At 65.5% G+C, this 13,574-nt stretch carries 12 protein-coding genes; all 12 read left to right on the top strand.

Annotated features, from left to right (window positions below; all coding sequences use genetic code 11):
• A partial coding sequence (locus tag VAE54_RS09825) for a substrate-binding domain-containing protein (protein WP_322801787.1) occupies positions 1–479 on the top strand: 479 nt, incomplete at its 5' end.
• A 15-nt stretch (positions 480–494) separates the two neighbouring features.
• Positions 495–890 (top strand): D-ribose pyranase, encoded by a 396-nt coding sequence (gene rbsD / locus VAE54_RS09820; RefSeq protein ID WP_322801786.1) that lies wholly within the window; start codon positions 495–497, stop codon positions 888–890.
• Positions 891–1,002: 112 nt separating this feature from the next.
• Entirely contained in the window at positions 1,003–1,950 is a 948-nt protein-coding gene (locus VAE54_RS09815; RefSeq protein WP_322801785.1) for an ABC transporter permease, read from the top strand.
• Positions 1,951–2,063: 113 nt separating this feature from the next.
• A complete protein-coding gene (rbsB, locus tag VAE54_RS09810) occupies positions 2,064–3,014 on the top strand; it encodes a ribose ABC transporter substrate-binding protein RbsB (RefSeq protein ID WP_322801784.1) in 951 nt (316 codons plus the stop codon).
• A 278-nt stretch (positions 3,015–3,292) separates the two neighbouring features.
• On the top strand, positions 3,293–4,798 hold the full coding sequence (locus VAE54_RS09805) for a sugar ABC transporter ATP-binding protein (protein WP_322801783.1): 1,506 nt from the start codon (positions 3,293–3,295) through the stop codon (positions 4,796–4,798).
• Positions 4,782–5,762: an ABC transporter permease gene (locus tag VAE54_RS09800; protein ID WP_322801782.1), complete on the top strand. Its 981-nt coding sequence runs from the start codon at positions 4,782–4,784 to the stop codon at positions 5,760–5,762. The genes VAE54_RS09805 and VAE54_RS09800 overlap by 17 nt, the downstream gene beginning before the upstream one ends.
• Positions 5,759–6,700: a ribokinase gene (gene rbsK / locus VAE54_RS09795; protein WP_322801781.1), complete on the top strand. Its 942-nt coding sequence runs from the start codon at positions 5,759–5,761 to the stop codon at positions 6,698–6,700. Before VAE54_RS09800 ends, rbsK begins: the two co-directional genes overlap by 4 nt.
• 228 nt (positions 6,701–6,928) lie before the next feature.
• Positions 6,929–7,969, top strand: a complete 1,041-nt coding sequence (locus VAE54_RS09790) for a histone deacetylase (RefSeq protein ID WP_322801780.1) — start codon at positions 6,929–6,931, stop codon at positions 7,967–7,969.
• A 40-nt stretch (positions 7,970–8,009) separates the two neighbouring features.
• Complete coding sequence (locus tag VAE54_RS09785; protein WP_322801779.1) at positions 8,010–8,825, top strand: isopentenyl phosphate kinase; 816 nt, start codon at positions 8,010–8,012, stop codon at positions 8,823–8,825.
• Between the two features lie 101 nt (positions 8,826–8,926).
• Positions 8,927–9,976, top strand: a complete 1,050-nt coding sequence (gene selD / locus VAE54_RS09780; RefSeq protein ID WP_322801778.1) for a selenide, water dikinase SelD — start codon at positions 8,927–8,929, stop codon at positions 9,974–9,976.
• Between the two features lie 135 nt (positions 9,977–10,111).
• Positions 10,112–10,555 carry an archease gene (locus VAE54_RS09775; protein WP_322801777.1) on the top strand — a complete coding sequence of 148 codons (444 nt, stop codon included), beginning with the start codon at positions 10,112–10,114 and terminating at the stop codon, positions 10,553–10,555.
• 11 nt (positions 10,556–10,566) lie between these two features.
• Positions 10,567–13,557, top strand: coding sequence for an intein-containing RctB family protein (locus VAE54_RS09770; protein ID WP_322801776.1), 2,991 nt, complete (start codon positions 10,567–10,569; stop codon positions 13,555–13,557).
• The last annotated feature ends 17 nt before the right edge of the window (positions 13,558–13,574 follow it).

The following is a 13,574-nucleotide window of genomic DNA, read 5'->3' as shown; positions in this document are numbered from 1 at the left end:
ATCGAGGCCATCGGCGGATTGCATGCATCACGGGCCCTTCGGATCTCACGCCGAGCGCCGATCGGGTGCGCGGCTATCAAAAGGCCATGGAGGAAGCGGGGATCGAGCCCCTGGAGATCTGGATTCGTCGGGGGGATTTTCGAGCGGAAAGCGGATATCACGCGGCGCGCTTTTTCTTAAGCCTCCCTCCTGCGATCCGCCCGACGGCGATTTTCGCCTGCAACGATCTGATGGCGATCGGGGCGATGCGGGCGATTGGCGAGGCAGGCCTGCGGATCCCTCAGGATATCGCTCTGGTCGGCTTCGATGATATCGCCCTGGCGGCCTATGTCATCCCACCCCTGACCACGGTGGCCCAGCCCACCTATGAGATGGGCCGGCTGGCGGGGGAGCTCCTCCTTCGCCGGATCCAGGCGGGGGGACGCCCGCCGGCCCGTTATCTGCTGCCGGTTCGCATGGTCGTTCGGCATTCCACCTGAGCCGGGAGGTTCTCGATGAAAAAACGTGGGTTGCTCAACGCTCCTTTGAGCCAGGTGGTGGCTCAGATGGGGCATGGGGATCTGCTGGTTATCGCCGACGCGGGGCTGCCGATCCCTCCAGCGGTCCAGCGGATTGACCTGGCGGTTCGTCCGGGGCTCCCCCCCTTTCTGGATGTCCTCGATGCGGTCCTGGAGGAACTTCACGTAGAGAAGGCGATTATGGCCGTTGAGATGATGGACCGCAGCCCCACGTTGTATGCCGCCTTACGGGAGCGGCTGGCCTCGATCCCCCTGGAGCACGTGCCCCATGAGACCTTCAAGGCGATGACGGCGACTGCCCGCGCGGTGGTCCGGACCGGCGAATGCACCCCTTATGCCAATGTGATCCTGGTATCTGGTGTGATCTTTTAATGACCTTGTGTTTTTTTCGACGGCTTTCCCAGGCATTTTCTCTTTGAGGCGGGCAGGGATGGATCACCCTTCGGCGGGGCGGATGAGGAGGCTGGAACAACCCGCGAAGCTTATGTCGGGTCTGGGGGCGTTGGAGGCTCGGGAGCGCTGGACACGGCTGGGGCTGGTTCTGACGCTGGTGATGCTCTGCCTGGTGCTGAGCGTGCTCTCCCCGCGTTTTCTGACGCCAAGCAACCTGATCAATGTAGTCCGTCAGGCCTCTATCAACGGCATCATCGCGGTGGGGATGACACTGGTGATCCTCACCGGGGGGATCGATCTTTCCGTGGGCTCGGTCCTGGCGTTTACGGGGGTGGTGGCGGCCAGCCTGGTGACAGCAGGTCAGTCGCCGGCGCTGGCGATGGTCAGCGCGCTGATCCTGGGATCTCTGCTGGGTATGCTGAACGGGACCGCCGTGGCCTATTTGCGGATCCCGCCCTTCATCGCCACGCTGGGGATGATGACGGTCGCCCGGGGGCTGGCCCTCAGCTACACCCAGGGGCGGCCGATCACGGGCTTCCCGGAGTCTTTTCGATGGCTGGGGGCAGGATGGATAGGGCCGCTGCCCCTGCCCGTTCTCGTGATGGCACTGGTGTTTGGGTTGGGAGGATGTCTGTTGAGCTACACGGTTTTCGGGGAGCACCTGCTGGCTATCGGGAACAACCCCGCTGCGGCGCAGGCAGCCGGAATCCCGCTCCGGCGGCATCTGGTGCTCACCTACGGCCTGAGCGGGCTCCTGGCCGCTCTGGCCGGGCTGGTTCTGATCGGCCGTCTGGATTCTGCCCCGCCGACCCTGGGGATCGGCTACGAGTTTGATGCCATCGCGGCGGTGGTCATCGGCGGGACACGCCTGACCGGTGGAGAGGGATGGTTGGGGGGCACGCTGATCGGCGCGCTGATCATCGGGGTGCTCAACAACGGGATCAATCTGCTGAACATCCCGTCCTTTTATGAGCAGGTATTCAAAGGGGGCGTGATCGCCGCGGCGCTGCTGCTTCACCGGGCGCTGCGGCGGGAATAGATACAGGGCTTTCCCTCCTCCTGTTAAAGAGGAGAAATCAGGGAGGGGACATCTGGCCTTCCCGCTTGGAGCTTCCTTGCGCAGGTCCAAACTTCACAAAGGGAGGAGAAGCGATGCGTATCCGTTCCTTCTGGCCTCTGTTGATAATTCCGGTTCTGATCGCCGGCGCGTGCGCGCCCGCCACGCCGGCAGCGCCAAGGGCGACGGCCACGCCCGCGGCTGCCCAGCCTCGGGAGATCGTTCTGGGCCTTTCCCTCTCCACGCTCAACAATCCTTTCTTCGTCACGCTGAAGGAGGGGGCGGAGAAGGCCGCTGCTCAGTATGGCGTGCGGTTGATCGTGGTCGACGCCCAGGATGACCCCGCGAAGGAAGCCGCCAACATTGAAGACCTGATCCAGAAGAAGGTCTCCGCGCTGCTGATCAACCCCACCGACACCAAAGCGGTGGTGCCCAGCATCCAGAAGGCCAACCAGGCGGGGATCCCCGTCTTCACTGTGGACCGCGCGGCGGAGGGTGGGGAGATCGTCTCCCACATCGCCTCCGACAACGTCGCCGGCGGGCGGATGGCAGCGGAGTTCCTTTGCAAGGCCCTGAAGGGCAAGGGCAAGGTGGTGGAACTGGAGGGCATCCCCGGCACTTCGGCGGCCCGGGATCGGGGCAAGGGGTTCAACGAATACCTGAAGGAGAAATGCCCGGGCCTCGAGGTGATCGCCCGCCAGCCCGCGGATTTCAATCGCGCGAAGGGCCTGCAGGTGTTTGAGAACATCCTCCAGGCCCAGCCGCAGATCGATGGCGTCTTCGCCCACAATGACGAGATGGTGCTTGGGGCGATCCAGGCAGCGGAGGCCGCCGGGCGTACCGGGATCATCTTTGTGGGCTTCGACGCGATCGACGATGCGGTGAAGGCGGTGAAGGAAGGCAAGTTGGCGGCCACCGTGGCCCAGCAGCCAGCGGAGATGGGCCGCCTCGCCGTGGAGATGGCCGTCAAGTATCTGCGGGGGGAGAAAGTGGAGAAGTTCATCCCGGTCCCGCTTTCCCTGGTGACCAAGGAGACGGTGAAGTAACCGATCGTAAGGGGAGCGCTTCCTCAGCGCTCCCCTTTTGGTTCCCGGTTTCCCCGTTCATCGGGTTTTGGGGTGGAGGTGTGGCCCCTCAACCCCTTGCCTTCTCCGTCAGGACCTGTGCCGTTGGGCTCCCGTTCAGGGAGGCGGATGGCCTCTCCCCGATGCGTGGTGGGGCCTGGGGGCTCCGAAGGCGCCCCCAGGCCCCAGAAGCCCAGCGGCGGAGCTCCTGTCCGTTGGCGATCAGATAACCGGGGAATACCCCTGAGAGGGAGATCGAGATGGGAGAGCCCTTGCTCCGGGCGGAAGGGATCTCCAAAGCTTTCCCGGGCGTGCAGGCGCTCGATCGAGTCACCCTGGAGATTTTCCCGGGGGAAATCCATGGTCTGGTAGGGGAAAACGGGGCCGGGAAAAGCACGCTCATCCGGATCCTGGCAGGGGCCATCCCTCGGGATACCGGGCGGATCTTCTGGGAGGGGCAGCCGGTGGAGATCGCGGATCCCCGACACGCCCGTCAGCTGGGGATTGCAGTGATCCATCAGGAGCTCAGCCTGCTCCCGAACCTGACGGTGGCCCAGAACTTGCTCCTGGGCCGGGAACCCCGAACCCCGTGGGGAGGCCTGGATCGACGGGCGATGGAGCAGCAGGCCCGCCAGATCCTGCGGGAGCTGGGACTGGATCTGGACCCTCAAGCCCCGGTGGGGAGCCTGCCCTTCGCCCAGCGCCAGATGTTGGAGATCGCCCGCGCGCTTTCCGAAAAGGCTCGCCTGTTGATTATGGATGAGCCGACCTCGGCGCTGAGCGATCGGGAGATCCATCGCCTGTTCGGACTGTTGCGAGATCTGAAAGCGCGCGGGGTGGCTGTCCTCTTCATCTCCCATCGCCTGGAAGAGGTGTTCCAGATTGCAGATCGGATCACGATCTTGCGGGATGGCCGTCCCATTGGGACCTTCCCCATTGCCGAGGTTACGCCCGCGGCGGTGGTTCGAATGATGGTGGGTCGGGAGATGGGCGAGATGTTCATGAAAACCGCCACCCCGGGCGCGGAGGCGATCCTGGAGGTCCGGGGTCTCACCCGCGTGGGCGTGTTCTATGAAGTCTCGTTCGAGGTCCATCGGGGGGAGATCGTAGGCCTGGCTGGGCTGGTCGGGGCCGGCCGAACCGAGGTGGCGCGCGCCATCTTCGGCCTGGACCCGGTGGACCGCGGGGAGATCCGGATCGAAGGGAAGGTGGTTCGCATCCGCTCCCCTCTGGAGGCGATCCGGCTGGGGCTGGCGTTCATCCCGGAGGATCGCAAGGCCCAGGCCCTGTTCCTGAGCATGGCTTTGCGATCGAATATCGCCATCGCCGCTCTGCCCCGCATTGCCCCCCTGGGCCTGCTTTCCAGGCGACAGCTGGATGCCGTGAGCCAGCCCTACATCCGCTACCTGGATATCCGGCCGCCACGCCCCGGCGTGCCCGTGCGCTATCTGTCCGGCGGGAACCAACAGAAAGCGGTGATCGCGCGCTGGCTTCTCCTGCAACCCCGGATCCTGATCATGGACGAGCCCACACGGGGGATCGATGTGGGAGCCAAAGCCGAGATCCACGCGTTGATGGATCGCCTGGCCCGGGAGGGAAAGGCGATCCTGATGATCTCTTCGGAGCTCCCTGAGATCCTCGGCATCAGCGATCGGATCCTGGTAATGCGAGAGGGGCGGATCGTGGGAGAGTTGAAACGAGAGGAGGCCACAGCGGATCGGGTGCTGGCGCTGGCGATGGGAGGGATGCATGCGCAGGCTGCGTGATATCCTCGGGCGATGGAGCGGCGTGCTGGTTTTGCTGGCGCTCTGGATGATCCTGACCTTGATGACTCCCCGGTTTCTCACTCCATCGAATTTGCTGAACGTAGCCCTTCAGTCCTCCATCCTGGCGGTGGTCGCGCTGGGCATGACCCTGACGATTATCAGCGGAGGGATCGATCTATCGGTTGGATCGGTGGTGGCTTTCACCGGGGCGCTGACGGCGGGATTGATGGTTCGGAACGGGTGGCCGGTCGGCGGGGCGATCCTCGCCGGGCTGGTCGCCGGGCTGGCCCTCGGTCTCCTGAATGGGGCGCTGGTGGTTTACGGCCGGCTGGTCCCCTTCATCGCCACCCTCTCCACTATGGCCATCGCCCGCGGGTTGACCCTGGTCTATACGAGGGGTTATCCCATCTCGGGGTTGCCGGAGGCGTTCACCTTCCTGGGCACCGGGGACTTGCTCGGGATCCCCATGCCGGTCCTCCTGATGGGCACGGTGGCCCTGGGGATCAGCCTGCTGTTGAATCGCATGCCATGGGGGCTGCATCTGTATGCCGTAGGTGGCGGGGAGGATCTCGCCTGGCTATCTGGCGTTCGGGTGAAGCGGGTGAAAGGGGTTGTATATGGGATGAGCGGTCTTCTGGCCGGGCTGGGCGGGATCCTGCTGACGGCCCGTCTCTGGTCGGCTCAGCCCAATGTCGGCGTCGGCCTGGAGCTGGAGGCCATCGCGGCTTCCGTGCTGGGCGGCGCCAGCCTGAGTGGAGGCTATGGCAGCGTCAGCGGCACCCTGGTGGGGGCGCTGGTGATGGGGACGGTCGGAAACGGGCTGAACCTGCTGGAGGTTCCCTCCTATCATCAGCAGATCATTAAAGGCCTCGTCTTTATCCTCGCGGTGGGCCTGGATCGACTGCTGAAGACAGGCCCATGGCCTGCGCGTTCCACACCCGTTCGCCGGAGGGGAACTTCATGAGCATCCTGGTGCTGGGGAGCATCAATATGGATCTGGTGGCCGTGGCCCCACGATTTCCCCGACCGGGGGAGACGCTGCGGGGTCATCGGTTTTTCACCGCCCCCGGAGGGAAAGGAGCCAATCAGGCGGTGGCGGCGGCGCGGCTGCAGGCCCCTACCCGGATGATCGGCCGCGTAGGGAACGATGTGTTCGGCCCCGCGCTCCGGCAGGCGCTGGCGGAGGCCGGAGTGGATGTGGAGGGGGTGACCATCGATCCCGAAGCCAGCTCCGGGACGGCGTTGATCGTGGTGGAGGAGGGAGGGCAGAACGCCATCGTGGTGATCCCGGGGGCGAACGGCCGGGTAGGGGCTACGGAGCTGGCCCGGCTGGAGCAGTGGCTGCCGGAAGCCCGGGTGCTGCTGCTGCAGCTGGAGGTGCCCCTGGAGGCAGTGATGCAGGCGGCGGAGCGGGCGGCGCGGGCCGGGGTGACGGTGATCCTGAACCCTGCGCCGGCAACGGCGCTGCCGGAAGAGATCTACCCATGGTGCACCTGGCTGACGCCGAACGAGGTGGAGGCGGAGGGGCTGGTGGGGTTCTCCCTGGACGATACCCGGGCGATCGAAGAGGCCGCCCGGATCCTGGTGGGGAAAGGGTGTGCGCATGTGGTGATCACGCTGGGGGAACGAGGATGCGTGTATGCGGATCGCCACGAAGTGCGCTGGGTGCCCGCCTATCGGGTGCCCGTGGTGGACACGGTGGCGGCGGGGGACGCCTTCAACGGGGCGCTGGCGGCGGCGCTGTGGGAGGGGCGATCCGTGGCCGAGGCCCTGCGCTGGGCGAATGCCGCGGGCGCCCTCAGCGTCACCCGTTACGGCGCGCAGCCCTCTATGCCCTATCGAGAGGAGCTTCTGGCCTTCCTCGCGCAAAACCCGGAACTCGATTGGGATCCTCCCCGCTGAGCGAATCCCGGACGGCCTGAAAACCGAGCATCTGCTCGCCCGGAGATGGCGCTTTTCGGAGGGCGCTTTCACGGGTGGGGTCATTGCCACATGTGAAGCTCAACCGTCCCCACCTCGCAGGGGGAAGCAAAACCTGTCGCGCCTTCCCATCTTCCTCTTTCCCAGAATGGCCTCTTCGTTCGATCCCCGCTAAACTCCACTCGGGAAGCCCGTATGCCGGAGGGCGCGATGACGGTGGCCTATGCCTTCGATCCGATCTTCCTGGAGCATGATGATCCCCAGCATATTGAGCGCCGCGATCGCCTGGAGCGGATCCTCGATGTCCTGCGGGCCCACGGCGTTCTGGACCAGACGATGGCGCTTCCGGTTGAGCCGATCCCCATGGAACGGCTCAGCCGGGTGCATCAGGCCAGCTACGTAGAGCGGGTGCGTCGTCTGGCGGAACGCGGCGGGGGCGGCCTGAATTTCCCGGGCGATGAAACGTATGTGACCCCGCGCTCCTTCGAGGCGGCTCTGCGGGCGGCCGGGGCCGTCGAAACCGCCGTCGCCGCCGTCTGGGAAGGCCGGGCCCGCCGGGCCTTCGCCCTGGTCCGCCCTCCGGGCCATCACGCCTTCCCCGATCACGGCGAGGGCTTCTGTATTTTCAACAACATCGCCCTGGGCGCTCGCTTCGCCCGGGAGGAGCTGGGGGCTCGCCGGGTGATGATCGTGGATTTCGATCTCCACCACGGCAACGGCACCCAGGCCATCTTCTATACGGATCCCTCCGTCCTCTATCTGTCCACCCATCAGTGGGGGATCTATCCGGGGACCGGGCACTGGCGGGAGATCGGGGCGGGGCCCGGGGAGGGGGCCACGATCAATCTCCCCCTGCCGATGGGCGTGGGGGATCGGGGGTTCGAACGGATTTTCGAGGCGGTGATCGCCCCAGCCGCCCGCCGCTTCGAGCCGGAGATCCTGCTGGTCTCCGCCGGCTACGATCCTCATTGGGGGGATCCCCTGGGAGGGTTGACCATGACGGTCTCCGGGTTTGCGGCCCTGACCCGGCGGCTCACCGAGCTGGCGGACGTCCTCTGCCAGGGGCGTCTCGTCTTCGTGCTGGAGGGCGGATACCATCGGGACGCCCTGGCGTATGGGGTGCTGGCCGCGTTCCGCCTCTGGCTGGGCCATGAGGAGGTGGTGGACCCCCTGGGTCCGCCCCCTCGGGCCGATGAGCCTTCGGTGGAAGGGCTCATCGCGAACGTCCGCCGCCTCCATCGGCTGGAGTAGGCCCACCGGGTGGGCAGTCGGATCCTGGAGGGGAACGGCGATGCGGGATTCCGGCGAACGGGTTTTCATCAAGCTGGGCGGCTCGCTGATCACGGATAAGCGCCGGGAGCGACGGGCTCGCCTCCGGGTGATCCGCCGGCTGGCGAAGGAGATCCGCGAAGCGCTGACGGAACGCCCGGAGTTGCGGATCCTGGTGGGCCACGGCAGCGGGTCCTTCGGCCACGCCGCAGCCGCCCGCACCCGTATCCACGAGGGGATCTCCCGGCCGGAGGACTGGTGGGGGTTCGCCGAGGTGGCCCTCGCAGCCGCCGAGCTCCACATGCAGGTCCGTCGGGCCTTCCATGAAGCCGGCTTGCCGACCCTCAGCATCCCGCCCTCCGCCGTCGCGGAGGCGGCCGGAGGGCGTCCGGTGGCTTTCGAAGCCCGGGCCTTCCAGCGGGCCTGGGAGGTCGGCCTCATCCCCCTGACAGGGGGCGATGTGGTCTTCGACCGGGAACGGGGGGCGGCGATCCTGTCCACCGAGCAGGTGTTCGACGCGCTCCTGGAATCCCTTCGGCCCACCCGCATTTTGCTGGTGGGGGATGTGGCCGGCGTCCTCGCGGATGGGCCGGATGGACATCAGGTGATCCCCCATTTGACTCCAGAACGGTTCCGGGAGATCCAGAGCGCGGTCGGCGCATCCCGGGGGATCGATGTCACGGGGGGGATGCGCGCCAAGCTGGAGATGGCTCTGCGCTGGGTGGAACGGGATCCCGATCTCGATGTCTGGATCTTCTCCGGGCGACGCCCCGGGGCCCTTCGGGACGCCTTGCGGGATCCCCCACGGATCCGGGGGACCCGGATCACGGGGATGTAAACTCAGGGGGAACGGTCGCTCGATTCCCGGTTATACTTTTTCCAGGGCGATGTGGGCGAGCTCCCGCTCGGCGTTCCTCCAGATCCTTCAGGAGCTGATCGGTGGACAATAAGACGATTCGCCTGACGGCGCTGGCTTCGTGCGCGGGTTGAGCCAGCAAGATGGCCCCGGAGGCCCTGGCGCACGTGCTGCGCCGGCTCCACGAGGAAATCCCGCCCCTGCCCCATCCGGCGGTCCTGGTCGGGATCGAGGCGCCGGATGATGCGGCCGTCTACCAGCTGGACGAGGAAACCGCCCTCGTCCAGAGCGCCGACTTTTTCCCGCCGGTGGTGGACGATCCTTACGCCTACGGCGCCATCGCCGCGGCCAACGCGATGAGCGATATCTACGCCATGGGCGGGGAGGTCCGTTTCGCCCTCAATCTGGTGGCGTTTCCGGACGGCCTGGACCTGGAGATCCTGGTTCGGATCCTGAAAGGGGCGGCGGATAAGGTCGCTGAGGCGGGCGGGGTTGTTCTCGGCGGCCATACGGTCACCGACCGCGAGCCGAAGTTCGGGCTGGTGGTCACGGGCGTGGCGCATCCGCAACGGATCCTGCGGAAATCCGGCGCCCGGGCGGGGGATGTCCTGGTCCTGACGAAGCCGCTGGGGAGCGGGGTGATCACCACCGCCCTCAAGCGGGATCTGGCCCGGCCGGAGGAGATCGAAGAGGCGATGGCATGGATGATGCGGCTGAACAAGACGGCCGCCCGGCTGGCGGTGAAATGCAACGCCCACGCCGCCACGGATGTGACCGGGTTCGGGCTGCTGGGCCATGTGTGGGAGATGGTGGAGGCCTCCGGAGTGGGGGCGGTCCTGGAGGTTCGCCGGCTCCCCTGGATGCGGGGCGCGCGGCGCTGCGCAGAGGCGGAGGCCTTCGCCGGAGGCCTCTGGCGGAACCGGGCGTTCTACCGACCGCGCGTGCGTCTGGAACCTTCGATCGATGAGATCACCGAGGCCTTGCTGTATGATCCCCAGACCTCCGGAGGGCTGTTGCTGGCCTTCGCCCCGGCGGATGCGGAGGCCTTCTGCGCCCGGATGGTGGAGGCCGGCGAATCGGCCTGGGCCATCGGCCGTCTGGAGGGAGCGCCCGGGATCCAGGTGGTTCCATGAGCGAAGGCCGTGCCGATGGCCAGATGGAGGCCATCTACGGACAGGAACCACGAATGAAGGCCTCCGTGTTCGTTGTTCCGGGCGCGCGGCTTTCTCCGGGAGATCGACCGCAGACCGCAGGAGGAAAGGGAGCATATGTCCAGCTTTGAAGTCCCCTTCGAGGAGATCCCTCACACGGCGGACTGGGCCATCCGGGCCTATGGGCGGACGCTGCCGGAGCTGTTCGCGAACGCGGCGATGGGGATGTATAGCCTGCTGGTTGACCTGGACGCCCTGGGAGAGTCCGAGCGGCGGGAAATTGAGGTGGAGGCGGCCAGCCCTGAGGGATTGCTGGTGGCCTGGCTGAACGAGCTGGTCTACCACACGGAGCGGGAGCACCTGGCTTTCAAGCGGTTTGAGATCCATGAGCTCCGCCTGCCGGATCCCGGGGATCCAGATTCCCTCGGTCGCCTTCGCGCGACCGTTTATGGAGAGCGGACCCGGGAGATGCGAAAATATATAAAGGCGGTGACCTATCACAACGTGGCCATCCAGCAGGAAGATGGACGTTACTGGGTGGAGCTGGTGTTCGATGTGTGAGGAGGGGGATCATGGCGCGGGAGATTCGGAAACAGGATTTCCGACGGATCCATGCGTATCTCTGGGAACTGCCCACCTCGTTCGACCCGCGGATGAACGTCCCCGTCCGCATCTACGCGGACGAGGAGCTGCTGGAGGACGCCCTGGGGGACCTGTCGGTGCATCAGGCGGTGAATGCCGCCTCGTTGCCTGGCCTGGTGGGGGCCGTCGTTGTCATGCCGGATGTCCATATGGGCTATGGCTTCCCCATCGGAGGGGTGATGGCCAGCCGGGTCCCGGGCGGGATCATCTCACCGGGAGCGATCGGGTATGACATCAACTGCCTGACCGGAGATGCCCGAATTCTGCATCGCTTTGGATACACTCGCCCGATCCAGGAAATGGCGGAGGAATGGTCTCGCGCGGAGCTGGTTTGCTACGATGCCCGATTGGCATGCCTGGATCGGACACCGGTTGTTCGCTTCCTGCGTCGACCGGCGGATCCTGTGCTCTACAGGGTCGTCACCTGCTCTGGAGATGAGATCATTGCCACTGGGGATCATCCGTTCTTGACTCCAGCGGGCATGCGGCCCGTGAGCGAACTGCAGGCTGGCGACCGGATCGCCTTCCTGCCCTTCGAGGGAGTTCCCTACGAAGAGCCTCCTGATGAGGTCATTGTGGATGTCCCCGATGTGGAGCGCGTCCTTCTGGAAGCCGGCAAGGACAATCGACGCGGTGGAATTACCAAGGCCATCGCGGGTCTGCGGCGAAGGGGGCTGTTGCCTTTGCGGTATACTTCCCCTGCCCTTCCGTATTTATTGAAACTCCTGGGCTACGCGTGGGGTGACGGCACAGCAGGGTTCATGCGTCGTCGAAAGGAGGGGGTGCTGGTCTTATATGGGAAGGAGGAAGACCTGGCGCAGATCCTGGCAGATCTCAACCAGCTGGGATATGGAGGCTACCTTCGTTCTCGACGCCGCAGGGCGCTCATCCGCACACCTTATCAGGTTTATGAAACGATCGGTGTCACCGGCGAGCTGGAGGTGAACTCCACCGGTCTGGTCGCTCTTCTTGCAGCGCTGGGGCTGCCTCTGGGATCCAAGACGGACCATGGAGGACGCATCCCGGAGTGGTTGAAGCGGGCTCCCCTCTGGCAACAGCGGCTCTTCCTCGCCGCCCTCTTCGGCGCGGAGCTCACAGCGCCGGCCTTGCACAGTCAGTCCTCCGTCAAGCTGCGACGGCCTGTTCTGAGCATTGCCTGTGCGGAACATCGTCTCGCGGATGGATACCGATTCCTGGCCGATATCGCGGAGATGCTGGAACGCTTCGGCGTTCGAAGCAGGGGGATCTACATAGAGCGACGGGCGCTCCTGCGAGCCAATGGCTCACGCTCCCGGGTTCTCCGCCTGTTGATCTCCGGGGATGCGGATAATCTGATCCGGTTGTTCACGCGTGTTGGTGTGGAATACAACGACGAACGTCGATTTTTGAGCTGGATCAGCGCCCAGTATCTGAAGCGCAAACAGGCAGTGCGCCGGGCCCGACAGGAGCTGCGTCAGGCTATTGCGGAAGCCCACCGGCAGGGCCAGCCCGTCCAGGCCGTGCTGGAGGCTGTTTCCATCTCGGTGAATGCTCGCTTTGTGGAACGGTCCATCTCAGAAAAGCAGCAGGGGGGCGCCGGGCTCCCACGGGATTTTCCGGACTTCATGACCTATATGAAGCAGGCGACAGAGGGATTGGGGCGCTCCGGGATCGTATGGGAGGAGATTGAGCGCATTGAGCCTGTGGAAGGCTATACGGGCGATGTGTATGATTTCACTGTGCTTCATGAAGACCACAATTTCATCGCCAATGGCTTTGTGGTGTCCAACTGCGGCGTGCGGCTGCTGGCGACCAATCTGACCTACGAGCAGATCGCGCCGCATCTAACGGAGCTGGCGTCGCGGATCTATTCCAACTGCCCCAGCGGGGTGGGCTCCGAAGGGCACGTCCCCCTGACGGCGCGGCAACTGGATGAGGTGCTGGCGGAGGGGGCCCGCTGGGCGCTGCGCCACGGCTACGCCCGGCCCGAGGATCTGGAGCACACCGAGGAATTCGGCTGCATGCCCAACGCGGATCCGGACAAGGCGACCCCGAAAGCCAAGGAGCGGGGGAAGGATCAGCTGGGCACCCTGGGCGCCGGGAACCACTTCATCGAGGTGGATGTGGTGGATGAGATCTTCGATCCGGTGGGCGCGGAGCGGATGGGGCTCTTCGAGGGGCAGGTCGCCGTCCAGATCCATTGCGGCTCCCGCGGCTTCGGCCACCAGATCTGCACCGATTACCTCCAGCGCTTCGAGCGGGTGATCCATAAATACGGCATCAAGCTGCCCGACAAGGAGCTGATGTGCGCGCCCATCGATAGCCCGGAGGGGCAGGATTACCTGAAGGCGATGGCCTGTGCGGCGAACTTCGCCTTCTGCAACCGCCAGATCCTGGCCCACTACATCCGTAAGAGCTTCGAGGAGGTCCTCAAGCCGAAGGGCATTGCTCACGATGTCTGGCAGGTCTACGATATCGCCCACAACATGGGCAAGATCGAAACCCACGAGATCGACGGCCAGCGGATGACCGTGTGCGTCCACCGGAAGGGAGCCACCCGCGCCTGGGGTCCGGGCTCCCCCGGGCTGCCGAAGAAATACGTGGATATCGGGCAGCCGGTTCTGATCCCGGGCTCGATGGGCACGGCGTCGTATGTGTTGCTGGGGACGCCCGGGTCCATGGCCCAGACCTTCGGAAGCACCTGCCACGGGGCCGGCCGCGTCATGAGCCGCGCCCAGGCCAAGCGGGAGATCCGCGGCGAGAAGCTCAAGGCCGAGCTGGAAAGCCAGGGCATCGTCGTCCGCGCCGGCTCCATGGCCGGGCTGGCTGAGGAGGCCCCGCGAGCTTACAAGGACGTCAGCCGCGTGGTCGAGGTGGTCCACCACGCGGGGATCGCCAAGAAGGTGGCCCGGCTCCGGCCGATCGCGGTGATCAAGGGGTGAGGATCCCTTCGGGTTTG

Source organism: Thermoflexus sp. (assembly GCF_034432235.1).
In the GTDB taxonomy this organism is placed as follows: domain Bacteria; phylum Chloroflexota; class Anaerolineae; order Thermoflexales; family Thermoflexaceae; genus Thermoflexus.
The sequence above is the reverse complement of the archived record's forward strand: the minus strand, read 5'-3'. Positions and strand labels throughout refer to the sequence as shown.